This is a genomic window from Streptomyces sp. NPDC020917 (genome assembly GCF_044333795.1).
GTDB lineage: Bacteria > Actinomycetota > Actinomycetes > Streptomycetales > Streptomycetaceae > Actinacidiphila.
Genome location: NZ_JBIRRR010000018.1, coordinates 72,789 through 96,445 on the forward strand (window position 1 = coordinate 72,789; position 23,657 = coordinate 96,445).

Here is a 23,657-nt window from a genome sequence, read left to right on the forward strand (position 1 = left end):
AAGGTTTTGCAGATCGTCCTCCGTACGTGCTTGACATCGTTCGACAAGAACGGACACATCGGATATGTCAGGGCAGAACGCGTTTACATACTGGCAACTTGACTGTCGTGACACCGATATACGGACCGAGCAGTCTGAACAACGTACGGCCGTGCGGGTGCCGTAGGCCGGCCGGGGGACGTTCGAGGCTCCGGCCGGCCATCCCCGCGAAAGCGTGCCGAGTCCACTCAACCCCCCATTTCCCCTTGCGGATCGGCTGTTCCCGCCCGGGCCTGACGGGTATATCTGAGGCAACACCAGGCCCATGGGGGAAGTAGGCCGATGCACCAGAGCATGCAACCCGGCTGGGGAAGCGCCGGACAGGGGGCCGGATCCGGCCCCGCAGGGGGAACGGTCAGCGGGCGGCTCACGCCCGGCGCGCGGGTCACCGGGATCGCGGTGTGCGCGGTCCTGCTGGGGGTCGAGATCGCCTGGGTGGTCCGCGACATCCACGTGGCCGGACTCCACGACACCGTGTGGATGTGGCTGGGCCTGAAGTCCGCCGACGAGGCCAAGGCGTTCCCGGCCACCAGCGGTCTGGACGTGGCGCTGGCGGCCACGCTCGTGGGGGCGCTGGTCGCCGGCCGCCGCCCCGCCGGCACCTGGGCCTTCCTGGCGGCCGGCCTGTTCGCCCTGGTCTACCGGCTGTCCGGGCTGTGGGTCTTCACCGCGGACTGGGCCAAGGACGCGCCGCTGCACGACCGGGCGCTCACCACCTCGGTGGCCTTCGTGGTCGGCGGCGCCGCACTGGCGCTGCTCGCCCTGCTCGGGCGGGAACGCAGCATCCCCAGCTTCTCGGCGGCGGGACCGGCGGGCCCCGCATCCCCGGCCGCCGCGCGGGCGCAGGAGCCGCCGGCGCCCGCGACGGCCGCGGCGGTCGTCGGCGGGCTGGCGCTGCTCGCCGTCGCGCTGGAGACCGTCGGCTGGCAGGTCTACTACGTCCAGAAGTACGACGACTCCGGGTACCCGCCGCATCTGTACAAGCACCTGATCACCGGCGAGGGCACGCTGACCTCGCTACTGGACACGCCCTTCGCCTACGCCGCGTGGATCACGGCGGCGCTGGCCGTCCTCGGCGCCGTGCTGGCCTTCCGGCGGTTGCCCGCGGCCCGGCCGCTGGGGCTGGCGCTCGGCCTGCTGGTCCTGCTCAACGGCGTGATCGACCTGTGCAACTGGCACCACGCGCACATGCTGTTCAAGACCAAGAACATGCCCGGCTACATGGTGGCCGAGCAGGGGTTCGCGGTGTTCCAGGTCGTCGCCGGGCTGCTGCTGATCGCCCTGTTCGCGCAAGCCGCGACGACGCCGGCCGGGCCGGTCCGCCCGGGGTGGACGCCGCAGCCGCCGCCCGCCTGGCAGGCCGGGGGGCAGCCGCCGGCCTGGGGCTCCCCGTACCAGCAGCCTCCGACGCCCCAGGGGTATCAGGTGCCTCAACAGCCGCCTGGCGTCGGGGGTTTCGGGCCGGCGCCGGAATTGCCGCCCAATCTGCCGCCCGGGACCCCGCCGCCGCCCGCCGGGCCTCCGCCCGTTCCCCCGGCCGCTCCCCCGCCGCCGCACCGCGACTGGCCCTCGGACTCCCGCTGACCCGGACGCGGCCCGGACCTGGCGGGGGCATCGGGGCCGGTACCGGCTGATCCGGTCCCGGCCGGGCAGGTCCCAGGCCCAAGTCCCGGCGGCTTCCCGGTCACCGGTCCCGCACCGCCGCCGGCTTGCGCCCGGCCGCGGGCGATCCCTCAGTCCAGCGCGAGCGAGCGCTTGAGGAAGTCCACCTGGAGCAGCAGCAGGTTCTCCGCGACCTGCTCCTGCGGGGTCATGTGCGTGACGCCGGACAGCGGAAGCACCTCGTGCGGGCGGCCGGCGGCCAGCAGCGCCGTCGACAGGCGCAGCGAGTGGGCGACGAGGACGTTGTCGTCGGCCAGGCCGTGGATGACCATCATCGGCCGGGCCGGCTCCGCGGCGTCCCGCAGGCCCTCGGAGGTGACCACGGCGTTCGCGTCGTAGACCTCCGGCTGCTCGTCGGGGTGGCCGAGGTAGCGCTCGGTGTAGTGGGTGTCGTACAGCCGCAGGTCGGTCACCGGGGCGCCCACCACGGCGGCGTGGAAGACGTCGGGGCGGCGCAGCACGGCCAGCGCCGCGAGGTAGCCGCCGTACGACCAGCCGCGGATCGCGACCCGCTCCAGGTCCAGCGGGAACATGCCGGAGAGCGCCTCGAGGGCCTCGGCCTGGTCCTCGACGGACACCCCCGCGAAGTCCCCGGCGATCGACTTCTCCCACTCCGGGGAGCGGCCCGGCGTGCCGCGGCCGTCCGCCACGATCACCGCGAAGCCCTGGTCGGCGAACCACTGGGACACCAGGTGCGGGTTGTGCGCCGCGTACACCCGCTGGCCGTGCGGGCCGCCGTACGGGTCGAGCAGCACCGGCAGCGGCCCGTCGGACTCCCGGTAGCCGGACGGCAGGAACACCGCGGTGGGGATGCGCCGCTCGCCCGCCTCCAGCAGCCGGGGGTGGGCGGTCAGCGACGGAGTCTCCGCGTGCGAGGCGACCTCGGCGACGGGCTTGCCGTCGCGCAGCACCCGCGTCACCGAGCCGGGCCGGTCCAGGACCGCGGAGGTGAGCACGGTCAGCTCCCCGGAGCGGACCGCGCCGTGCACGCCGGGCTCCTGGGAGACGCGCTCGGCGCCGGAGGCGTCGACCCGGTAGACGTGCACCTCGCCGATCTCGGGGTCGCCCGCGGCCGCGCCCGCCGAGGCGGACACCAGCACCCCGGGGCCGCCCGCGTCGAGCACCGCGCGGACGTGCAACTCGGGCCCGGTCAGGGTCTGTTCGCCCACCTTCAGCACGCGGGCGCCGTTCTCGTCGGTGATCCGGACCAGCTCGCCGGCGGGCGTCCTGACCGGAGAACCGGGGAAAAGATCAAGCCAAATTCGATCTTCCTCGACGGCGAGGGTGCTGGTCGCGCCGGTCGCCGGGTCGACCTCCAGGTACCGCTGCTCGCGCTGGTCGCGGGTCTGCACCAGCAGCAGCGGTGCCCCGCTCGCCGACCAGTGCACGGCGGCGAGGTAGGGGTAGCGGGCGCGGTCCCACTCCACGTCCCGGCGCGCGCCGTCCGCGAGGGTGAACAGGCTCAGTGAGACGTCCGCGTTGGCGGTGCCGGCCGCCGGGTACGCCACCTCGACGGGCGCCCGGTTGGGGTGCGCGGGCTCGGAGATCCACCACCGCTGCACCGGCGTCTCGTCGACCCGGGCGGCCAGCAGCGCGGTGCTGTCGGGCGACCACCAGTAGCCGCGGCTGCGGCCCATCTCCTCGGCCGCGATGAACTCCGCGAGGCCCCAGGTGACCCCGTCCCCGTCCGGCTCGGCGACCGCCCGGTCGCCCGCTCCGGCGGCCTCCACGACCCGCAGCGCGCCCTGCGCGGTGTACGCGACGAGGCGGCCGTCCGGCGACGGGCGCGGGTCGACCACCGGGCCGGGGACGGCCAACTCCCGTGCCGCGTCCGCCCCGGGCGCCAGCCCGGCGACGAACAGCCGGCCGGACAGCGCGAAGGCGGCCGTCGCGACGGCGTCGTCGGTGGCGAAGGCCACGATGCCCGCGGAGCCCTCCCTGCTGCGCTCGCGGCGGGCCCGCTCGGCGGCCGGCAGCTCCTCGTCGGCGCCGCCCAGCAGCGCCACCGGATCGGCCGCGACGCGCTCGACCGCGTCCCCGCCGGCCGTCAGGTCCAGCACCCACAGCAGGTGCTCGCCGCCCCCGCCGTCCGCCGAACTCCCGCTCCCCGCTCGCGCCCTGACGAACACCACCCGCCCCCCGGCGTCGCCCTCGCCGCCGGGTTCCCGGGGCGCCACCACGAAGCCCCGCGGCACCCCGAGGGTGAACCGCTGCGTCCGTGCGTGCTGCCGCGGGAATGAGAGGTAGGTCATATCCGTGACACTAGAGGGTGGCTCCGACAATCGCCGCCCGATTTCCGCGCGCCGCCCGTCCTGCTCCCCCGCTCGGCGCTGACCAGCGCGGCCGTGCGCGGCCGCGCGCCGGCACGCGATCCCGGTGCCGGGAGGCGGATGGCCGGATCACGTCATGCGCCCCCGCGTGCTTCCGTGCCCCGACCTATGCGGTCGCACGGAAAGTTATGATCCGTAGCCGTGGGTGGGTAATAAGCATGTGGCAACTGACATGACCCTGCGTACTGGGAGGTGAGCCGCTGTGGCACTCTCGATCTCGGCGGTGCTGCTGCTGCTGATCGTCGTCGTTCTGCTGATCCGCCGTTCCGGGCTCAAGGCCGGGCACGCAGTCGCGTGCACGCTGCTCGGGTTCTATCTGGCGAGTTCGTCGTGGGCGCCACAGATCACCGACCTCACCAACAACGTCGCGCAGACCATCTCCAACATCAAGTTCTGAGGGCACGCGCGGGCGGGACGTAGGCTTCCCCCATGACCGACCATCCCGCCAGGCGGCTGCTGCTCGTCCACGCCCATCCGGACGACGAGACGATCAACAACGGCGCCACCATGGCCAAGTACGCGGCCGAAGGCGCGCTCGTCACCCTGGTCACCTGCACGCTGGGCGAGGAGGGCGAGGTGATCCCGCCTGAGCTGGCCCATCTCGCGGCCGACCGGGACGACACCCTCGGTACCCACCGGATCGGCGAACTGGCCTCGGCGATGGCCGAGTTGGGGGTCACCGACCACCGCTTCCTGGGCGGCGCCGGCCGCTACCGCGACTCCGGGATGATGGGCACCGCGCAGAACGAGGTGCCGGGCTGCTTCTGGCAGGCGGACCTGGACGAGGCCGCGGGGCATCTCGCCGACGTCGTCCTGGAGGTCCGGCCGCAGGTGCTCGTCACCTATGACGGCAACGGCGGCTACGGGCACCCCGACCACATCCAGGCGCACCGGGTGGCCCTGCGCGGCACCGAACTCGCCGCGGAGCGCGGCCACCGGATCGACCGCGTCTACGAGATCTGCCACCCGCGCTCGGTCGTCGAGGACGGCTTCGCGCGGCTCGCCGCGTCCGGCCCGGACGTCCCCTTCGAGGGCGTCGCCGGCGTCGACGACGTGCCCGGGGTGGTGGCCGACGAGTTCGTCACGGTCGCGGTCGACGGCAGCGGCTACGCCGACCGCAAGACCGCCGCGATGCGCGCGCACGCCACCCAGATCGCGGTGGACGGACCGTTCTTCGCCCTCTCCAACGACCTCGGCCAGCCGTTCTTCGCCGTCGAGTACTACCGCCAGGTCCAGGGCGAGCCGCCGGCCCCGGCCGGCGAGGGACCGGCCGCCGACCTGTTCGGGAGCGAGGCGTGACCGCCCGGCCGGGGCGGATCGCCCTGTACGTGCTGCTGGGGGTGCTGGGCGCGTTCGTCGCGGCGGCCGGCGCCCTGGTCCAGGCGGGCTTGTTCCCCGGCGGCCTGCTGCTGGCCCTCGCGGGCTGCGTCGCGCTGTTCTACGGCGGGGCGAAGGCCACCGGGTCGCGGGCGGGCGCCGCCGTGCCGGCCGCGGTGTGGGTCGTGTCCGTGATCCTGCTGAGCACCAGCCGGCCGGAAGGCGACTTCCTGTTCGCCGCCGGTGTCGGTCCGTACATCTACCTGCTCGGCGGCGCCCTGTCCGCGGTGGTATGCGCCACTGTGCCCCATGTGCCCTCATCTGGTGGCAACCGGACCTGACTTGGCAGGTGGGGGGGCGCTCGTGGTTGGGTGACCCCGAGCGTTCCGCCGCAGCACGGTTGCCGTTCCACGCCGGTCGGTATCGTGGTGCGCGCCGGCGAGCCGCCCGAGAAGGAACCGTGAAGGGCGGCGAAGCTAACCGGGAGAGCCTGCTTTGAGTCGTGAAACAGACAGTTCGTCCTCGGGTCCCCAGGGACGCGGCGGTGCCGCGTACCCGTCGGGCACCCCGCCGTACGGCGCCCGCCCGTTTCCGTCGCTGCACCCCCAGGAGCGGCCCCGCCCCGCAGGCACTCCGGCGCCCGACGGCGCACCCGAGCCGGCCGCGCCCGACGGCGCGGGCGCACCGGGAGCCGACCAGCCCGCCCCGGACGAGCCCAGGACCGAGACCACGCTGACCACCCGGATCCGGATCAACATCCCCGGGTCGCGGCCGATCCCGCCGGTCGTCGTGCGCACGCCCGTCGAGGAGGGCACGCAGGCGCCCGACCTCGCCTCCGGCGGTCCGGGCGGCCCGGCAGGTGCCGACGCGGAGGCCACCGGGTCCACGGCGGCCCCGGCCGAGCCCGAGCCCGAGCCGGAGAAGGCGAGCGACTGGTTCGCGCCCCGCAAGGCGGTCCCGCCGGCGGCACCCGCGGCCCCCGAGCCGGGCCCGTCGTTCGGCGACCGCCCGCAGCCCCCGGCCGCCGCGCCCTCCCCCGCACCCGGGCCGGACGCCCCCGCCGAGCCGTTCAGCGCCCCCTTCAACGGGCCGGAGGACTTCTTCCGCCCGTCGCCCGCCGGCCCCTTCCCCGACTCCGACACGGGCTCGGGCCCGCACCCCTTCACCCCCGGATTCCCGGAGTCCGACACGGGCTCGGGCCCGCACCCCTTCACCCCCGGATTCCCGGACTCGGACACCGGCTCCGGCCCGCACCCCTTCCCGACCCCGGACGGATACCCCGACTCCGACACGGGCTCGCACCCGTTCGGCGGCCTGAACGCGTTCCCGGAGTCCGACACGGGATCCGGCCCGCACCCGTTCCCCTCCGGATTCCCCGAGTCCGACACCCACTCGGGCCCGCGGCCGTTCCCCGGCCCGGACGCGTTCCCCGAGTCCGACACGGGCTCGACGACCGGCGCCTTCCTGCCGCCTCCGGTCGGCACCGGCAGCCCCGCCGGGCCCGGCGCTGTCGGCCCGGGGCAGCGCGGCCCGCACGACACCCCGGCCGCGGGCATCCCCGCCCCGTTCGGCACCGAGGACTTCCCGCCCGGCGTGCCGCGCCCGGTCGACCCGCTCGCCAGCCCTAAGGCACCGTTCGACGCGGCCGCCGCGGCGCCGTTCGCGCCACCCGCGGGCCCCACGACCGGTCCCGCGACCGGGCCCATGCCGGTGCCGCCGTACACCCCGTCCGGGCCGGGCGGCCCGGGGCTCACGAGCGGCCTGCCCGGCCCGGGCGGCCCGAACATGACCGGCGGTCCCGGGGGCCCCGGCGCCGCGGGCCCCGGCGGCCCGAACGGCTTCCGCCCGCCGGCGCCCGGCGGTCCCGCCCGCCCGGGTGGTCCCGGCGGCCCCGGCGGTCCGCCCGGAGAGCGCCTGTCGGGCGACACGCTGGTCAGCGGCATCCCGGCGGTCCCGCCGGGCGAGACCCGTGGCCCGCTGCCCGGTCAGGGCCCGGCGCCCGCTCCGGCACCCGAGCGCGTCCCGGCCGCCGCCGGCAAGAGCAAGGGCAAGGGCCGTAACAAGGCGGTGCTGGCCGGTGCCGGGATCGGCGCCGTGCTGGTGCTCGCCTACGGCGCGGGCCTGCTGATGAACCACGCCGAAGTCCCCCGCGGCACCACCGTGCTCGGCGTGGACATCGGCAACATGACCAAGGACGCGGCCTCCCAGAAGCTGACGAAGGCGCTGGGGAACCGCACCACCGCGCCGCTGACCCTGACCATCGGCGGCAAGAAGCAGTCGCTCAAGCCGTCGGTGGCGGGCCTGACCGTCGACACCGACGCCACCGTCCGCGCCGTCGCGCACACCGACTACAACCCGGTGTCGGTGATCGGCTCGCTGTTCGGCGGCAGCAAGGCCGCGGACGCGGTGATACGCGTGGACAACGACAAGCTGAAGGCGGCGCTCCAGGGGATCGCCGGCAGGAACAGCAGCGGCAGCGACGGCATGGTCCGCTTCTCGAACCACAAGGCGATCGCCGTGCCCGGCACGTCCGGCACGTCCTTCGACGTCAACGCCGCGGCCGCCCAGGTCGCCGCCGCCTACCGGACCCGGGCCGAGACCGGCGCCGACCAAGCGGTCTCCCTCGCCGTGACGACCGTCCCGCCGAAGGTCACCCAGGCCGAGCTGGACAAGGCCGTCCACGGGTTCGGCAAGACCGCGATGTCCGGCCAGGTCGTCGTGCGGGCCGACGGCGCGCACATGATCCCGTTCAACAACACGCTGCCCACGTTCCTGACGATGGTGCCGGACGCGCAGGGCAAGCTCGCCCCGCACATCGACCTGAAGGTGCTCAAGTCGCTGTACGGCACGAAGTTCGACGGCGTGCTGCTCCAGCGCTCCAACGGCAGCAAGACCGCGGTCACCGCGCAGGACGTCGCCACCGCGCTGATCCAGGCGCTGGGTTCGAGCGACCCGGCGGGCCGCACCGTCACGCTGCCGCACGTCGCCAAGTAGCACGGGCAGCCACGGGGCGCGGGCCGCACGCATGCGGCACGGGAGGCGCCGGGGAGCGGCGCCGGGAGGGTCAGTCCTCCCGGCGCAGGTCCCCGGCGTCGACCAGTTCCTGGAGGCGGCTGCAGAGCCGCCGGATCTCGTCGTGGGTGCGGGCGCGTTCGGCGATGACGGCCGACAGCAGCAGCCCGGTCAGCGCCGTCACGCCGTTGAACGCCTGCAGGGTGACCATGTTGCGCAGCACGTCGTGGTGGGCGAACGGCCCGGTGCCGCGGGTCGCGGCGATGATGGCCAGCGTGGAGAGGACCAGCGCGCAGGGCGCGGCGCCCGACAGCCGGAAGCGGAACGCCGCCCAGATCAGCAGCGGTGAGACCAGGAAGAGCAGCGAGGTCGGTCCGGCGCCGGTCACCAGGTAGCCGATGCCGAGGGTGGCCGCGGCGAGCGCGGCCGCCTCGGCCCAGCGGGCGCCGCTGAGGGCGGGCCACCCGCGGCGGGTCAGGGCCTGGTACAGCACCAGCAGGAAGGGCGTCACCACCAGCACGCCCATCGCGTCGCCGGTCCACCACACGGACCAGGTCTGCCAGTAGTCGGCCGCCGCCAGGGCTCCGGAGAGCAGCAGTGCCGAGGAGCCGACGACCGAGCTGATCAGCATGGCGCCGAGCGCGCCCAGGAAGATCAGCGCGAGGGCGTCCCGCAGGCGGTCCAGCTCGATGTGGAAGCCGGCCCGGCGCAGCAGCAGGTACGCGGCGAGCGGGGCCGCGGTGTTGCCCGCGGTGATGGCCACCACGACGGCGATCGACGGGCCGAGGGTGACGTTCACGGTGAAGGCGCCCAGCGCGATGCCGGGCCAGATGCGCGTCCCGAACACCAGCAGCGCGGTCAGCGCCAGGCCGGTCGGCGGCCACAGCGGGGTGACCTGGCCGCGGACCAGCTGTTCGAGCAGGCCGAGCCGCGCGGTGCCGTAGTACGCGGCGGTGAGCAGCACGATCGGCAGGACCGGCCCCCGGGCGAGCTCGCGCACACCGGGGAGGCGGTGGGTGCGGGCAGGGCCGGGGTCCAGCATGTTTCCGAACATAACGCCATAATCCGGATTGCTCGCGGCGTCAGGCGGCTCGCAGGGCCGGGCCGTCGTAGCGCGCGACGAGCACGGCCGCGTCGTCCTCGTGCCCGGTGCGCTCGGCCACCCCGATGACCTGCTCGGCCAGCTCGCCCGCGTCGGTCAGGTAGCCGGTGCGCACCCGGTGGGCGACCTCGTCCAGGCCGCTGGTGATCGAGCAGTCCGGTCCCTCCACCACGCCGTCGGTGAGCAGCACCAGCGATCCGGCGACGAGCACCTGCCGGCGGGTGACCGGGTACCGCTCGCCGGCCAGCACGCCCAGCGGCGGCCCGCCGCGGTCGTAGGCGATGCCCCACCGGCCGTCCCCGCAGGCCCACACCATCGGGATGTGGCCGGCGCGGGCCAGGTCGAGGCAGCCGGTCTGCGGGTCGAAGCGGAGGAAGCAGCAGGTGGCGAAGAGGCCGCCGCCCATGGAGACCAGCAGGTCATTGGCGTGGCCGAGGACCTCGCCGGGGTCGCTGGTGGCGCCCGCCAGCGCGCGCAGCCCGACCCTGATCTGCCCCATGAACGCGGCGGCCTCCACGTCGTGGCCCTGGACGTCGCCGATGGCCAGGCCCACGGTCCCGTCGGCCATGGCGAACGCGTCGTACCAGTCGCCGCCGACGTCCAGGCCGCGCTGTGAGGGCGCGTAGCGGGCCGCCAGCTGCAGCCGGTCCACGCGGGGCAGCTCGGGTGGGAGCATGTGCCGCTGCAGGGCCAGGGCCAGCTCGACCCGGGTCCGCTCGACCTTGATCCGCTGGAGCGCCTCGTCGACGAGATCGCCCAGGGTGCTGAGCAGCTCCTGGGTGCTCGCGGTGGGCAGGACTCCGTCGGGCTGGTCCCGGTACTGGGGGCCGTCCCGGTGCTGCGTCTGCCGCCCGCGTTCGCGCATGGCCGTTCCCAGGGGGTCTGCGACTGCTCCTGCCTCTTCACCATAGCCCGGGTATCCTGCGCGCACCCGGTGGCCGCCGAGCCGGCCGGCCGCACCGCCGGGTCGGCGGCGCGGCCTCAGTCCTCGGGGACGATCTGCTTCTCCTCGGCGAAGTGGCAGGCCGACTCGTGCTCGGCCGGGCCGCCGGTGCCGCGGAAGACCGCGGGGACGGCCAGCGGCGGCTCCTCCAGGGCGCACTTCTCCTGGGCCTTCCAGCAGCGGGTGCGGAAGCGGCAGCCGGACGGCGGGTTCGCCGGGGACGGCACGTCGCCGGCCAGGATGATCCGCTCGCGCTGCTCGCGGGCCTCCGGGTTGGGGACCGGGACCGCGGACAGCAGGGCCTGGGTGTAGGGGTGGGTGGGGTGCTCGTAGATCGCGGCGTCCGCGCCGACCTCGACGATCTTGCCGAGGTACATCACCCCGACCCGGTCGGAGATGTGCCGCACGATCGACAGGTCGTGCGCGATGAACATGTACGACAGCTGGAACTCGTCCTGCAGCCGTTCCATCAGGTTGACCACCTGCGCCTGCACGGACACGTCGAGCGCCGACACCGGCTCGTCCGCGACGATGATCTCCGGGCGCAGGGCGAGCCCGCGGGCGATGCCGATGCGCTGCCGCTGGCCGCCGGAGAACTGGTGCGGGTAGCGGTTGATGTACTCCGGGTTCAGGCCGACGACGTCCAGCAGCTCCTGCACCCGCCGGCGCCGGTCGCCCTTCGGCGCCACCTCGGGATGGATCTCGAACGGCTCCCCGATGATGTCGCCGACCGTCATCCGCGGGTTGAGCGAGGTGTACGGGTCCTGGAACACCATCTGGATGTTGCGGCGTACCGCCTTCAGCGCGCGCCCGGACAGCTTGCTGATGTCCTGGCCCTTGTAGCGGATCGAACCGGCCGTCGGCTGCTCCAGGTTCATCACCAGCTTGGCGACGGTGGACTTGCCGCAGCCGGACTCGCCGACGATGCCCAGCGTCTCGCCGGGGAACAGGTCGAAGTCGACGCCGTCGACGGCCTTGACCGCGCCGATCTGCTTCTTGAACAGGATGCCCTGGGTGAGGGGGAAGTGCTTGACCAGGCCCCGCACTTCGAGGATCGGTTCGCGGGTGGTGGCCCGGGCCGGCGCCGGCTCATGCGTTGTCGGCTGACTCACCGAGGGTCTCCTTCCAGAAGTGGCAGGCGCTGGCGCGGGTCGCGCTCACCCGGTACAGCGGGGGCACGTCGGTACGGCACACGTCCTGGGCGAGGGGGCAGCGCGGGTTGAAGGCGCACCCGGGCGGGATGTGCAGCAGGTTGGGCGGCAGGCCCTTGATCGCGTACAGCTCCTGCCCCTTCTGGTCGACGCGCGGGATGGAGTCGAGCAGGCCCCGGGTGTAGGGGTGGGCGGGCGCCCGGTAGATGTCGTGGACCGGCGAGGTCTCGACGATCCGCCCGGCGTACATCACGGCGATCTTGTCGGCGACGTCGGCGACGACGCCGAGGTCGTGGGTGATCAGGATCAGGCCCATGTTGTACTCGCGCTGCAGGTCCGCGAGCAGCTCCATGACCTGGGCCTGCACGGTGACGTCGAGCGCGGTCGTCGGCTCGTCGGCGATGATCAGTTCGGGTTCCAGCGCCATCGCCATGGCGATCATCACGCGCTGCCGCATACCGCCGGAGAACTGGTGCGGGTACTGCCGGACGCGCTCGCGGGCTGCCGGGATGCGCACCCGCTCCATCAGCTCGACCGCCTTGGCCCGGGCGTCCTTGCGCGACATCCCGCGGTGCACGATGAACATCTCGCCGAGCTGCTCGCCCACGTTCAGCACCGGGTTGAGCGCGGACAGCGCGTCCTGGAAGATCATCGCCATCCGGGCGCCGCGCACCTTGCGCCGCTCCTCGCCGCTGAGGGTGAGCAGGTCCCGGCCCTGGAAGATCACCTGGCCGCCGGTGACGAATCCGGGCGGGGAGTCCAGGATGCCCATGATGGCCTGCGCGGTGACGGACTTGCCGGACCCGGACTCGCCGAGCACCGCCAGCGTCTCCCCGGCCTGCACCGAGTAGTTGACGCCGTTCACGGCCTTGGCGACGCCCTCGCGGGTGCGGAACTCCACGTGCAGGTCCCGGACGTCCAGCAGCGGGCCCTCGCCCTCGCCGACGGGTTCCGGGCTCAACTCGGCACTGGTGGCCATCGCGTGCTCCTCAGCGCAGCTTGGGGTCGAGGGCGTCGCGGACCGCGTCGCCGAGCATGATGAACGCCAGCACGGTCAGGCTCAGCGCGCCGGCCGGCCACAGCAGCATGTGCGGCGCGTTGCGGATCTGGTTGGAGGCGTCGGAGATGTCGATGCCCCAGGAGACGGTCGGCGGTTTCAGTCCGACGCCCAGGTAGGAGAGCGTGGCCTCCAGGGCGATGTAGGTGCCGAGCGCGATGGTGCCGACGACGATGACGGGGGCGACGGCGTTCGGCGCGATGTGCCGCAGCAGCATCCGGCTGTTGCCCGCGCCGAGGGCCCGGGCGGCCTGCACGTAGTCGTTCTGGCGGGCGGTGATCACCGAGCCGCGGGCGATACGGGCGATCTGCGGCCAGCCCAGCAGCACCATGAAGCCGACCACCGGCCAGACCGTGCTGTTGGTGACCACGGACAGGAACACCAGGCCGCCCAGGATGACGGGGATGCCGAAGAAGATGTCGCTGATCCGGGAGAGGACCGAGTCCCACCAGCCGCCGAAGAACCCGGCGAGGCCGCCGAGGACGCTGCCGAGCAGCACCACGCCGAGAGTGGCGCACACGCCGACGGTGACCGAGGCGCGGGCCCCGTACACGACCCGGGTGTAGACGTCGCGGCCCTGGCTGTCGAAGCCGAACGGGTGCCCGGGTTCCGGACCGGCCTGGGCCTTGGCGAGGTTGGCCTTGAGCGGGTCCTGGGTGGCGATGACCCCGGGCCACAGCGAGATGAAGACCAGGAACAGGATGATCAGCGCGGAGATGATGAAGATCGGGTTGCGCCGCAGGTCGTGCCAGGCGTCGGACCACAGGCTGCGCGGCTTTCCGCCCGGCCCGCCCGGCTCCTGCTCGTGGCCCGGCGGCGTCTCCAGCGTCTCCGCGTCGGCGTTGGCCAGGTCGAACCCGCCGCCGTAGCCGCCGGCCGGTGCCATCGGCCCCTGGCTGGGGTCGATGGGCTCGAGCGGGTCTTTCTCAGGCATACCGAATCCTCGGGTCCAGGACCGCGTAGAGCAGGTCGACGAGCAGGTTCGCGATCAGGAAGACCAGGACGAGGACGGTGACGAAGCCGACGACGGTCGGCGCGTTGTTGCGCAGGATGCCCTGGTAGAGGTTGTAGCCGACGCCGTGGATGTTGAAGATCCGCTCGGTGACGATGGCGCCGCCCATGAGCGCGCCGATGTCGGTGCCGATGAACGTCACCACGGGGATCAGCGAGTTGCGCAGCAGGTGGCGGATGACCACCCGGTGCCGCGGCAGGCCCTTGGCGACGGCGGTCCGCACGTAGTCGCCGCGGGTGTTCTCGGCGATGGAGGTGCGGGTGAGGCGGGTGACGTAGGCCAGCGAGACCAGCGCGAGCACCAGGCCCGGCAGGATCAGCTCGTTCAGCGGGGCGCTGGGCGAGACCGAGGGCGCGGTCCACTTCAACTGCACGCCGAAGACGTACTGCAGCACGTAGCCGGTGACGAAGGTGGGCACCGAGATGACCACCAGGGTCAGCAGCAGCACTCCGGTGTCGACGGGCTTGCCGCGCTTCATGCCGGTGATCACGCCCAGCGTGATGCCGATGATGATCTCGAAGAAGATCGCGACGATGGTCAGCCGGATGGTCACCGGGAACGCGGCGCGCATCAGGTCGATCACCGACTGCCCGTTGAAGGCCTGCCCGAAGTCCCCCCGGAACAGGTTGCCCATGTAGTGCACGTACTGGGCCGGCAGCGAGTGGTCGAGGTAGAGGTCGTGCCGGATCTGCGCGGCGGTCGCCGGATCGGGGGCGCGGTCGCCGAAGAGCGCGGCCACCGGGTCGCCGAGCGCGTACACCATGAAGAAGATCAGGAACGTGCTGCCGATGAAGACGGGGATCATCTGCAGCAGCCGCCGGATCACATAGCGTCCCATGGGGCCTCCCGGGAAGGCGGGCGGAGGCCGCACCGGGCGGTCCCGGTGCGGCCTCCGGCCGGCGTCAACTGACCTTGATCTCGTTGTAGACGGGGACGCTGAACGGGTTGAGCGACACGTTGCTGACGCTCGTCGAGTAGCCCGCGCTGCCGTTCTGGTACCAGAGCGGGATCGCCGGCATGTCGATCACCAGCTGCTTCTCCGCGTCCTGGAACTTCGAGACGGACTCGGAGGTGCTGCTCGCCGCGTTGGCCTGGTTGACCAGGTTGTCGAAGTTGGCGTTGCTGTAGTGCGAGTCGTTCGACGAGGCGTTGGTGTAGTACTGCGGCTGCAGGAAGTCCTGGATCAGCGGGTAGTCCATCTGCCAGCCGGCCCGGAACGGGTCGTTCATCTGCTTGTTGGTGATCTTGTTCCGGAAGTCGGCGAAGGTGCCGACCGGGGCGCCGACGCACGCGGTGTTGTTGCCCAGCGCGTTGTTGATGCTGTTGCAGACCGCGTCCACCCACTCCTTGTGGGAGCCGGTGTCGGCGTTGTACGAGATGGTGATGTGGCCGCCGGGCAGGCCGCCGGCCTGCGCGATCATCTGCTTGGCCTTGGTGGGGTTGTACGTGCACTCCTGGCCGCACAGGCCCTGCTTGAAGCCGCCGGCGTCACCGAGCACCGGGGAGGTCCAGTCGCTCGCCGGGGTGCGGGTGTTCTGGAAGATCTGCTGGGTGATCTGCTGGCGGTTGATCGCCATCGACAGGCCCTGCCGCACCTTCGCCGAGTTCGCGGTGTTCCAGCGGGAGCTGTAGAGCGGGAAGGCGATGGTCTGGATGATGCCGGCCGGCTCGTTGATGTACCGGCTGCCCAGGTCGCTCTTGACGTTCTTCAACTGCGTGGCGGGGATGTCGTCGACCAGGTCGAGGTTGCCGGCCTGCAGGTCGGTGTACGCGGTGTTGTTGTCGGTGTAGACGCGCAGGTCCACGCCCTTGTTCGCGGCCGCGTCTGAGCCCTTGTAGCCGTCCCACTTCACCAGGTTCATCCCGGTGCCCTTGGTGTAGGACTGGATCTCGTACGGACCGTTGCCGATTGGTTTCTGCAGCCACGCGGAGTGGTTGGTGAAGAACGCCTGGGGCAGCGGGTAGAACGCGGAGTATCCGAGGGTGTCGGGGAACAGCGCGAACTTCGAGCTGAGCTTGACCGTGAACTCGGTGTCCGAGACCTTGTGCAGACCCGACAGCTTGTCCGTGACGGCCGACGCGCCGCTGGTGTCCGGGTGTACCTGGGCGTAGCCGGCGATGGGCGCGAAGAACGACGCGTTGAGCTGAGCGTTCTTCAGGGCCGCGCCGTAGTTCCAGGCGTTGATGAACGAGTCGGAGTTCACCGGCTCGCCGTTGCTGAACGTCCAGCCCGGCTTGAGCTTGATGTCGAAGGTCTGCGAGTCGCTGGTGGTGATCGACTGGGCGATCCAGTTCTCGGCCGCGGCGGTCTTCGGGTTGTACTTCTTCAGGCCCCGGAAGATCATGTCGAGCACCTTGCCGCCCTGCACCTCGTTGGTGTCGGCCGGCTCCAGCGGGTTCTGGGGGTCGCCCCACGAGGCACGCACGATGCCGTTGCCGCTGCCACCGCTCCCGCTGCTGCCGCCGCCGCAGGCGCCGGCCGCGAGGGCGACCACCACCGCCCCTGCGGCCCACTTCACGCGTGTGGCTCCGTGCATCGGCTGCCTCCTCGATGGTCACAAATGAGACTTCATGACCCATCACACCGCAATCAGGTCAAACCCGCACTCATTCGTACTCGTGTCGCGACGCCCAATGCGTTGGCCACCAGGCCACCCGATGTCACGAGTTCACCCGGACGGCGGCATGAAGTGACCTGTGCGCGTCAAGAATGCGGGGGACATGAGGCGGGACCCGCCTCTGCGTCCGACCCGAGGAGACCCCGTGAGCGACGCGATCCCCGCACACCCCGCAACCGACCGCCGCACCCTGCTCCGCTTCGGAACCGGCGCGCTGGCCGCCGGCCTGGCCACCGCGGCCGGCGTCGGATTCGCCGGGCCCGCGGCGGCGTACGGCTGGCCCGCCACCCTGCAGCAGGGATCGACCGGCGCGGCCGTCAGCGAACTGCAGATCCGGGTCGCCGGCTGGGCGGCGGACTCCGCCTCGCACAGCTACGTGTCCGTCGACGGCGACTTCGGCCCGGGCACGGCCGCCGCGGTCCGGCGCTTCCAGGCCGCGTACGGGCTGGGCGTGGACGGCGTGGCCGGACCGCAGACCTTCGGGGTGCTCAACTCGCTGGAGGCGAGCGACGGTTCGACCGCGCACTTCGACTTCTCGGAGTTCTACAGCCACGACGGCGCGGGCTTCTCCGGCGGCAAGGTCGCGGCGGCCACCGTGAAGGAGAACGTCCGGCGGCTGATGTATAAGCTGGAGGCGGTCCGCACGAAGGTCGGCAACAAGCCGATGACCATCAACTCCGGCTTCCGCAGCGTCGCGTACAACACCAGCATCTACGGGTACGCGACCAACTCCCAGCACCAGTACGGCATCGCGGCCGACGTCGTGGTGTCCGGCGTGGCCACCAAGACGCTCTACCAGTTGGGCGAGCGCAGCGGCTTCTCCGGCCTGGAGGCGTACACCAACTCCTGGCAGCACATGGACAGCCGAGTGGAGTACGCCTACGGGGCGCAGTCCTGGTGGTGGGAGAGCGGCACGGCCTGACGGCCGCCCCTCCCCCGGCAGCACGCAGGGGCGCCCCGGTCCTTCCCTCCCGGACCGGGACGCCCCTTGTCATGGGCTGCAGAGATCTCCTGTGCGTTCCGCTGCGGGAGCTCGTGCGTCAGGCCGCGCCTGTTCTGGGTCGGCCTTCCTGCTCACTCCCTCCGCGGACGGCCTCGTTCCTCGGCCGGCCACTGCGGGAGCTCGTGCGTCAGGCCGCGCCTGTTCTGGGTTGACCTTCCTGCTCACTCCCTCCGCGGACGGCCTCGTTCCTCGGCCGGCCACTGCGGGAGCTCGTGCGTCAGGCCGCCGCGATGACGTCCTTCTCCTCGGCGAAGTGGCACGCCGACTCGTGTGCGGCCGGGGTGTCCTTGCCGGCGAACACGGACGGAACGGCCAGCAGCGGCACCTCCTGCGAGCAGCGCTCCTGCGCCTTCCAGCAGCGGGTGCGGAACCGGCAGCCGGACGGCGGGTTCGCCGGGGACGGCACGTCGCCGGACAGGATGATCCGCTCGCGCTTCTCGCGCGCCTCGGGGTCCGGCACCGGCACCGCGGAGAGCAGCGCCTGCGTGTACGGGTGGGTGGGGTGGTCGTAGATCTCGGCGTCGGTGCCGATCTCCGCCATCTTGCCCAGGTACATCACGCCGACCCGGTCGGAGATGTGCCGCACGATCGACAGGTCGTGCGCGATGAAGATGTACGACAGGCCGAACTCGTCCTGCAGCTTCTCCATGAGGTTGACCACCTGCGCCTGCACCGAGACGTCCAGCGCGGACACCGGCTCGTCGCAGATGATCACCTCGGGGTTGAGCGCCAGGCCCCGGGCGATGCCGATGCGCTGCCGCTGGCCGCCGGAGAACTGGTGCGGGTACCGGTTGAGGTACTCCGGGTTGAGGCCCACGACGTCCAGCAGTTCGCGGACGCGCCGGCGCCGGTCGCCCTTGGGGGCCACCTCGGGGTGGATGTCGAAGGGCTCGCCGATGATGTCGCCGACCGTCATCCGCGGGTTGAGCGAGGTGTACGGGTCCTGGAACACCATCTGGATGTTGCGGCGCACCGCCTTCAGGGCCCGCCCCGACAGCCGGGTGATGTCCTGGCCCTTGTAGAACACCTCGCCGGAGGTGGCCTGCTCCAGGTTCATCAGCAGCTTGGCGACGGTGGACTTGCCGCAGCCGGACTCGCCGACGATGCCCAGGGTCTCGCCCGGGTACAGCTCGAAGGAGATCCCGTCGACGGCCTTGACCGCGCCGATCTGCTTCTTGAACAGGATGCCCTGGGTCAGCGGGAAGTGCTTGACCAGGTTGCGCACCTGCAGGATCGGCTCGCGGGTCTGCGGTGCGGGGTTCAGCGCGGAGTCACTCACCGAGGGTCTCCTTCCAGAAGTGGCAGGCGCTGCCGCGTCCGGGGCCGGCCGTGTGGAGCACGGGCACCTCGGTGCGGCAGATGTCCTGCGCCATCGGGCAGCGCGGGTTGAAGGCGCAGCCGGACGGGATGTGCAGCAGGTTGGGCGGCAGGCCCTTGATCGCGTAGAGCTCCTGGCCCTTGCGGTCCAGGCGCGGGATCGACTGGAGCAGGCCCTTGGTGTAGGGGTGGGCCGGCGCGCTGTAGATCTGGTGCACCGGCGCGGTCTCCACGATCCGCCCCGCGTACATCACCGCGATCTTGTCCGCGACGTCAGCGACCACGCCGAGGTCGTGGGTGATCAGGATCAGGCCCATGTTGTACTCGCGCTGCAGCTCGGCGAGCAGGTCCATCACCTGGGCCTGCACCGTCACGTCGAGCGCGGTGGTGGGCTCGTCGGCGATGATCAGGTCCGGCTCCAGGGCCAGCGCCATGGCGATCATGATGCGCTGGCGCATGCCGCCGGAGAACTGGTGCGGGTAGTCGTTGACCCGCTCGGCCGCGGCCGGGATGCGCACCCGGTCCATCAGCTCGATCGCCTTGGCCTTGGCCGCCTTGCGCGACAGGCCCTGGTGCACCCGGAACATCTCGCCGAGCTGGTAGCCGACGGACAGCACCGGGTTCAGCGACGACAGCGCGTCCTGGAAGATCATCGCGATCTTCCGGCCGCGGATGCGGCGCCGCTGCTCGCCGGACATGGTGAGCATGTCCTGGCCCTGGAACAGGATCTGGCCCTGCGGGATACGGCCGGGGGGCATGTCGAGGATGCCCATGATGGCCTGCGCGGTGACGGACTTGCCGGAACCGGACTCGCCGAGCACCGCCAGCGTCTCCCCGGCCTGGACCGAGTAGTTGACGCCGTTCACGGCCTTGGCGACCCCGTCGCGGGTGTGGAACTCCACGTGCAGGTCGCGCACTTCGAGCAGTGGGGCGGTCTGCGTGGGAGCCGACGCGGCCACGGTCTCATCGATGACAGTCAACGTACGCCTCCCTCAGCGCAGCTTGGGGTCGAGGGCGTCGCGGACCGCGTCGCCGAGCATGATGAACGCCAGCACCGTGATGCTCAGCGCACCGGCGGGCCACAGCAGCATGTGCGGGGCGTTGCGGATCTGGTTGGACGCCTGCGAGATGTCGATGCCCCAGGAGACCGCCGGGGGCTTCAGGCCGACGCCGAGGAACGACAGCGTCGCCTCCAGCGAGATGTAGGTGCCCAGCGCGATGGTGGCCACCACGATGATCGGCGCGAGGGCGTTGGGCATGATGTGCCGCAGCAGCATCCGGCTGTTGCCCGCGCCGAGCGCTCTGGCCGCCTGCACGTAGTCCTGCTGCTTGGCGGTGATCACCGCGCCGCGCGCGATACGCGCGATCTGCGGCCAGCCGAGCAGCACCATGAACAGGGTGACGGTGGCCACCGAGCCGCCCTTGACGACGGACAGGAAGACCACGCCGCCGAGCAGGATCGGGATGCCGAAGAAGATGTTGCTGACCATGGAGATCAGCGAGTCCCAGAAGCCGCCGAAGAAGCCGGCCAGGCCGCCGAGCAGCGAGCCGAGCACGGTGGCGCCCAGGGTGGTGAGGATGCCGACCGCGACCGAGTCGCGGGCGCCGTACACCGTGCGGGTATAGACGTCGCAGCCCTGGGTGTCGAAGCCGAAGGGGTGGCCGCCGGTCGGGCCCATCTGCGACTTGGCCAGGTCGCACGCGAGCGGGTTGCCGCTGGCGATGGTGCTGGGCCAGATCGCGATGACGATCAGGAAGAGGATCAGCAGGCCGGAGATGTAGAACATCGGCTTGCGGCGCAGGTCGCGCCAGGCGTCGCCGGCCAGGCTGCGCGCCTTCTCCTGCTGGCCCGCGGCGGCGATCGCGGCGGGGCCGGCGGGAGTGCTGACGGCGTCGGTCAGGGGCTGGGAGTCGGTCATTTCAGGCATACCGGATCCTCGGGTCCAGGACCGCGTACAGCAGGTCGACGAGCAGGTTGGCGGCGAGGAAGATCAGCACCAGGATGGTGACGAAGCCGACGACCGTCGGCGGGTTCTGCCGCAGGATGCCCTGGTAGAGCTGGTAGCCGACGCCGTGGATGTTGAAGATCCGCTCGGTGACGACCGCGCCGGCCATCAGGCCGCCGATGTCGGTGCCGAGGAAGGTCACCACGGGTATCAGCGAGTTGCGGAGCAGGTGGACGGTCACCACGCGGCGCCGTGGCAGGCCCTTGGCGACCGCGGTGCGCAGGTAGTCGGCGCGCGAGTTCTCGGCGACCGAGGTGCGGGTGAGCCGGGCCACGTACGCCAGCGAGACGCCGGCCAGTACGACACCGGGCAGGATCAGGTCGCCCAGCGGTGCGCCCTCGGCGACCGCCGGGTTGGCCAGACCCCACTTGAGGCCGACGAAGTACTGCAGCAGGTAGCCGGTGACGAAGGTCGGGATGGCGACCACGAGCAGGGTGAACGCCAGCACGCCGCTGTCGGCGAACCGCCCGCGGCGCAGGCCGGCGAGCAGGCCGAGGCCGATGCCGACGACCGCCTCGATGGCGAACGCGACCAGGGTCAGCCGCAGGGTGACCGGAAACGCCTGGCCCATCAGCTCGGTGACCGGCTGACCGGTGGCGGCCTTGCCGAAGTTGCCGGTGAAGATCTGCCCCATGTAGTGCAGGTACTGCATGGGCAGCGGGTGGTCCAGGTACAGGTCGTGCCTGATCTGTGCCGCCGTGGCGGGGTCCGGCGCACGGTCGCCGAACATGGCGGCCACCGGGTCGCCGAGCGCGTAGACCATGACGAAGATCAAAAAGGTGGTACCGATGAAGACCGGAACCATCTGGAGCAGTCGCCTGATGACGTAGCGCCCCATGTGCCCTCCAGGGATCGGGCGGATGCCGGTCCGGGGTCGTGCCCCGGACCGGCATCCGCACCGCGAGCGGTTGCTGTCAGTTCCCCCCAGCGCGCCCGCCCTTAGGGGTGGGGACGGGCACTGGAAACATCAGGTCAGCTGTTGTTGACCGTGATGTCGGTGTAGACGGGGTAGCTGAAGGCGTTCTCCGTCACGTTGGACACGCGCGACGACCAGCCGGCCTCGCCGTTCTGGTACCAGAGCGGGATGACGGGCATGTCCTTGAAGAGCAGCTTCTCGGCGTCCTGGTACAGCGCCGTGGCCTTGGCCGTGTCCGGCTCGGCGTTGGCCTGCTTGATCAGGGCGTCGAACTGCGGGTTGCTGTAGTGCGAGTCGTTCGAGCTGCCGCCGGTCGCGTAGAGCGGCGTCAGGAAGTCGTCGATCAGCGGGTAGTCCATCTGCCAGCCGGAGCGGAACGGCTGGGTCATCTGGCCCTTGGTGATCTGGTTGCGGAAGTCCGCGAAGGTGCCGGTCGGGGCGCCCACGCAGGCCTTGTCGTTGCCCAGCGTGTTGTTGATGCTGTTGCAGACCGCGTCCACCCACTGCTTGTGGGAGCCGGAGTCGGCGTTGTAGCCGATGGTCATGTGACCGCCGGGGATGCCGCCGCCCTCCTGGATCAGCTGCTTGGCCTTGACCGGGTCGTAGGTCGTGGCCTGGCCGGCGATGTCCGCGCTGTAGCCGCCGGACGCGCCCAGCACCGGGGAGGTGAGGTCGCTCGCCGGGGTGCGGGTGCCCTGGAAGATCTTCTGGGTGATGGTCTTCCGGTCGATCGCCATCGACAGGCCGAGGCGGACCTTGTCCATGCCGGGGGCGTTCCAGGACTTCTGGTTCAGCGGGAACGAGACGGTCTGGATGATGCCCGCGGGCTGGTTCAGGTAGCGGCCGCCCAGGTCGGACTTGGCGTGGCTGAGCTGCTCGGCCGGGATGTCGTCGAGGACGTCCAGGTTGCCGGCCTGCAGGTCGGCGTACGCGGTGTTGCTGTCGGTGTAGACCTTCAGCAGCACGCCCTTGTTCTTGGGCTTGCTCGGGCCGGTGTAGTACGGGTTCGGGACCAGCTTCATGCTGGAGCCCTTGCTGTACGACTCGACCTTGTACGGACCGTCGCCGACCGGCTTGTTCAGGTAGCCGGCGTGGTCGGTGAAGAACGACTTCGGCAGCGGGGCGAAGGCCTTGTAGCCCAGGCGGTCCGGCCAGGTCGAGAACTTCTGGGTCAGCTTGACCGTGAAGGTGCTGTCGTCGACGACCTTCAGACCGGACATGGTCTTGGCGGTCGGGGCGGCGCCCTCCTTCTCCGGGTGGACGGCGTCGTAGCCGTCGATGTCCGCGAAGAAGTACGAGTTCAGCTGCTTGTTGGTGACCAGCGCGCCGTAGTTCCAGGCGTCCACGAAGGAGCTGGCGGTGACGGGCGTGCCGTCCGAGAACTTCAGGTTCGGCTTCAGCTTGATCGTGAAGTTCTGCTGGTCGGTGGTGGTGATGGAGTCCGCGGCCTCAAGGTTGGCCTTCCCCGTCTGGGGGTCGTACTCCTTGAGGTTCATGAAGATCATGTCCAGGACCTTGCCGCCCTGCACCTCATTGGTGTTGGCCGGCTCCAGCGGGTTCTGCGGGTCGCCCCACCAGGCCCGGACGATGCCGTCGTTGGATCCGCCCGCGTTGTCCGAGCCGGAACCGCAGGCGGTCGCTGCCAGGGCGACGACTGCCGCACCTATGACCCACTTGGCGCTCTTGGCACCGCGCATGGGTATGCCTCCTCAGGAGTCACTGTCACTACGTGAAAGAGAAGGCCGAACGTGGGCTGACACCCCTGACAGCCGCGGCGGCCTTCTCTGCTCGTGAGTCGGCGCTGCCAGCAGCGCGTGACCCATTGACCCGAGCTCAACTTCGTCCACTATCCGGCACGTATGGGGGCGGATGGCGCCGTCCCGGGTCTCGCTATGGTCACGATCGCGTCCGGAATCCGGACATTCCGGAACGTACGCAGACAGGAATCAATCGGGCATGGTGAGCAGTATCACTCCGCTCAACGGTGAACAGTGTCCGAATAACGGACGTCGCCGCCTCGTTCAGGGGCTCGCCCTGCGCGGGCGGGGGCAACCCAAAGGGGCGCGGGGAACTGCGCGACCAGCCACCCGCCGGCCCGGTGGTCCGGGACGGACCGAGCTGCCCCGCCGGGCCGTTGACGACCCGCGGCGCGCGGTGGCTGAGCGCGCAGTT

The 23,657-nt window shown here is 71.5% G+C and carries 19 protein-coding genes; 6 read left to right on the plus strand and 13 right to left on the minus strand.

What is annotated here, in order from left to right:
* Positions 1-321 precede the first annotated feature (321 nt).
* On the plus strand, positions 322-1,623 hold the full coding sequence (locus ACH4TG_RS30590; RefSeq protein WP_398245828.1) for a proline-rich domain-containing protein: 1,302 nt from the start codon (positions 322-324) through the stop codon (positions 1,621-1,623).
* A 149-nt stretch (positions 1,624-1,772) separates the two neighbouring features.
* On the opposite strand, the gene ACH4TG_RS30595 is transcribed toward ACH4TG_RS30590, so the two are convergent.
* Positions 1,773-3,953: an alpha/beta fold hydrolase gene (locus tag ACH4TG_RS30595; protein ID WP_398245829.1), complete on the minus strand. Its 2,181-nt coding sequence runs from the start codon at positions 3,951-3,953 to the stop codon at positions 1,773-1,775.
* A 280-nt stretch (positions 3,954-4,233) separates the two neighbouring features.
* On the opposite strand from ACH4TG_RS30595, the gene ACH4TG_RS30600 reads away from it, so the two are divergent.
* The 4 genes from ACH4TG_RS30600 to ACH4TG_RS30615 all read left to right on the plus strand — a co-directional run bounded on the left by ACH4TG_RS30600 (position 4,234) and on the right by ACH4TG_RS30615 (position 8,342).
* Complete coding sequence (locus tag ACH4TG_RS30600) at positions 4,234-4,428, plus strand: hypothetical protein (RefSeq protein ID WP_398245830.1); 195 nt, start codon at positions 4,234-4,236, stop codon at positions 4,426-4,428.
* Positions 4,429-4,460: 32 nt separating this feature from the next.
* Positions 4,461-5,330 carry an N-acetyl-1-D-myo-inositol-2-amino-2-deoxy-alpha-D-glucopyranoside deacetylase gene (mshB, locus tag ACH4TG_RS30605; RefSeq protein ID WP_398245831.1) on the plus strand — a complete coding sequence of 290 codons (870 nt, stop codon included), beginning with the start codon at positions 4,461-4,463 and terminating at the stop codon, positions 5,328-5,330.
* Positions 5,327-5,689: a DUF6113 family protein gene (locus ACH4TG_RS30610; protein ID WP_398245832.1), complete on the plus strand. Its 363-nt coding sequence runs from the start codon at positions 5,327-5,329 to the stop codon at positions 5,687-5,689. The genes mshB and ACH4TG_RS30610 overlap by 4 nt, the downstream gene beginning before the upstream one ends.
* A 154-nt stretch (positions 5,690-5,843) precedes the next feature.
* Complete coding sequence (locus ACH4TG_RS30615) at positions 5,844-8,342, plus strand: hypothetical protein (protein ID WP_398245833.1); 2,499 nt, start codon at positions 5,844-5,846, stop codon at positions 8,340-8,342.
* A 70-nt stretch (positions 8,343-8,412) separates the two neighbouring features.
* Here the strand turns inward: ACH4TG_RS30615 and ACH4TG_RS30620 are convergent, their stop codons facing one another.
* The 7 genes from ACH4TG_RS30620 to ACH4TG_RS30650 all read right to left on the minus strand — a co-directional run bounded on the left by ACH4TG_RS30620 (position 8,413) and on the right by ACH4TG_RS30650 (position 16,162).
* Positions 8,413-9,414: an MASE1 domain-containing protein gene (locus ACH4TG_RS30620; protein ID WP_398245834.1), complete on the minus strand. Its 1,002-nt coding sequence runs from the start codon at positions 9,412-9,414 to the stop codon at positions 8,413-8,415.
* 28 nt (positions 9,415-9,442) lie between these two features.
* The gene (locus ACH4TG_RS30625) at positions 9,443-10,327 is read right to left on the minus strand and encodes a PP2C family protein-serine/threonine phosphatase (RefSeq protein WP_398245835.1); all 885 of its coding nucleotides are present in this window, start codon (positions 10,325-10,327) and stop codon (positions 9,443-9,445) included.
* A gap of 116 nt (positions 10,328-10,443) precedes the next feature.
* Positions 10,444-11,517: an ABC transporter ATP-binding protein gene (locus ACH4TG_RS30630; RefSeq protein WP_398245836.1), complete on the minus strand. Its 1,074-nt coding sequence runs from the start codon at positions 11,515-11,517 to the stop codon at positions 10,444-10,446.
* Entirely contained in the window at positions 11,495-12,535 is a 1,041-nt protein-coding gene (locus tag ACH4TG_RS30635) for an ABC transporter ATP-binding protein (RefSeq protein WP_398245837.1), read from the minus strand. Before ACH4TG_RS30635 ends, ACH4TG_RS30630 begins: the two co-directional genes overlap by 23 nt.
* Before the next feature lie 10 nt (positions 12,536-12,545).
* A complete protein-coding gene (locus ACH4TG_RS30640; RefSeq protein ID WP_398245838.1) occupies positions 12,546-13,547 on the minus strand; it encodes an ABC transporter permease in 1,002 nt (333 codons plus the stop codon).
* Positions 13,540-14,463 carry an ABC transporter permease gene (locus ACH4TG_RS30645; RefSeq protein ID WP_398245839.1) on the minus strand — a complete coding sequence of 308 codons (924 nt, stop codon included), beginning with the start codon at positions 14,461-14,463 and terminating at the stop codon, positions 13,540-13,542. Before ACH4TG_RS30645 ends, ACH4TG_RS30640 begins: the two co-directional genes overlap by 8 nt.
* 64 nt (positions 14,464-14,527) lie before the next feature.
* Entirely contained in the window at positions 14,528-16,162 is a 1,635-nt protein-coding gene (locus tag ACH4TG_RS30650; RefSeq protein WP_398245840.1) for an ABC transporter substrate-binding protein, read from the minus strand.
* 226 nt (positions 16,163-16,388) lie between these two features.
* On the opposite strand from ACH4TG_RS30650, the gene ACH4TG_RS30655 reads away from it, so the two are divergent.
* A complete protein-coding gene (locus ACH4TG_RS30655; RefSeq protein ID WP_398245841.1) occupies positions 16,389-17,165 on the plus strand; it encodes a D-Ala-D-Ala carboxypeptidase family metallohydrolase in 777 nt (258 codons plus the stop codon).
* 298 nt (positions 17,166-17,463) lie between these two features.
* Here the strand turns inward: ACH4TG_RS30655 and ACH4TG_RS30660 are convergent, their stop codons facing one another.
* The 5 genes from ACH4TG_RS30660 to ACH4TG_RS30680 all read right to left on the minus strand — a co-directional run bounded on the left by ACH4TG_RS30660 (position 17,464) and on the right by ACH4TG_RS30680 (position 23,182).
* Positions 17,464-18,525, minus strand: coding sequence for an ABC transporter ATP-binding protein (locus ACH4TG_RS30660; protein WP_398245842.1), 1,062 nt, complete (start codon positions 18,523-18,525; stop codon positions 17,464-17,466).
* Positions 18,518-19,543: an ABC transporter ATP-binding protein gene (locus ACH4TG_RS30665; RefSeq protein WP_398245843.1), complete on the minus strand. Its 1,026-nt coding sequence runs from the start codon at positions 19,541-19,543 to the stop codon at positions 18,518-18,520. Before ACH4TG_RS30665 ends, ACH4TG_RS30660 begins: the two co-directional genes overlap by 8 nt.
* A gap of 12 nt (positions 19,544-19,555) precedes the next feature.
* A complete protein-coding gene (locus ACH4TG_RS30670; RefSeq protein ID WP_398245844.1) occupies positions 19,556-20,491 on the minus strand; it encodes an ABC transporter permease in 936 nt (311 codons plus the stop codon).
* Positions 20,484-21,407: an ABC transporter permease gene (locus ACH4TG_RS30675; protein ID WP_398245845.1), complete on the minus strand. Its 924-nt coding sequence runs from the start codon at positions 21,405-21,407 to the stop codon at positions 20,484-20,486. The genes ACH4TG_RS30670 and ACH4TG_RS30675 overlap by 8 nt, the downstream gene beginning before the upstream one ends.
* A 134-nt stretch (positions 21,408-21,541) precedes the next feature.
* A complete protein-coding gene (locus tag ACH4TG_RS30680; RefSeq protein ID WP_398245846.1) occupies positions 21,542-23,182 on the minus strand; it encodes an ABC transporter substrate-binding protein in 1,641 nt (546 codons plus the stop codon).
* Positions 23,183-23,657: the final 475 nt, after the last annotated feature.

What these genes read in the sequence shown, in the direction of transcription:
- ACH4TG_RS30680 (WP_398245846.1), bottom strand. Translation starts at nt 23,182, where the DNA reads ATGCGCGGTGCCAAGAGCGCCAAGTGGGTCATAGGTGCGGCAGTCGTC.
- mshB (WP_398245831.1), top strand. Translation starts at nt 4,461, where the DNA reads ATGACCGACCATCCCGCCAGGCGGCTGCTGCTCGTCCACGCCCATCCG.
- ACH4TG_RS30595 (WP_398245829.1), bottom strand. Translation starts at nt 3,953, where the DNA reads ATGACCTACCTCTCATTCCCGCGGCAGCACGCACGGACGCAGCGGTTC.
- ACH4TG_RS30675 (WP_398245845.1), bottom strand. Translation starts at nt 21,407, where the DNA reads ATGGGGCGCTACGTCATCAGGCGACTGCTCCAGATGGTTCCGGTCTTC.
- ACH4TG_RS30625 (WP_398245835.1), bottom strand. Translation starts at nt 10,327, where the DNA reads ATGCGCGAACGCGGGCGGCAGACGCAGCACCGGGACGGCCCCCAGTAC.
- ACH4TG_RS30640 (WP_398245838.1), bottom strand. Translation starts at nt 13,547, where the DNA reads ATGCCTGAGAAAGACCCGCTCGAGCCCATCGACCCCAGCCAGGGGCCG.
- ACH4TG_RS30635 (WP_398245837.1), bottom strand. Translation starts at nt 12,535, where the DNA reads ATGGCCACCAGTGCCGAGTTGAGCCCGGAACCCGTCGGCGAGGGCGAG.
- ACH4TG_RS30645 (WP_398245839.1), bottom strand. Translation starts at nt 14,463, where the DNA reads ATGGGACGCTATGTGATCCGGCGGCTGCTGCAGATGATCCCCGTCTTC.
- ACH4TG_RS30670 (WP_398245844.1), bottom strand. Translation starts at nt 20,491, where the DNA reads ATGCCTGAAATGACCGACTCCCAGCCCCTGACCGACGCCGTCAGCACT.
- ACH4TG_RS30620 (WP_398245834.1), bottom strand. Translation starts at nt 9,414, where the DNA reads ATGTTCGGAAACATGCTGGACCCCGGCCCTGCCCGCACCCACCGCCTC.
- ACH4TG_RS30650 (WP_398245840.1), bottom strand. Translation starts at nt 16,162, where the DNA reads ATGCACGGAGCCACACGCGTGAAGTGGGCCGCAGGGGCGGTGGTGGTC.
- ACH4TG_RS30590 (WP_398245828.1), top strand. Translation starts at nt 322, where the DNA reads ATGCACCAGAGCATGCAACCCGGCTGGGGAAGCGCCGGACAGGGGGCC.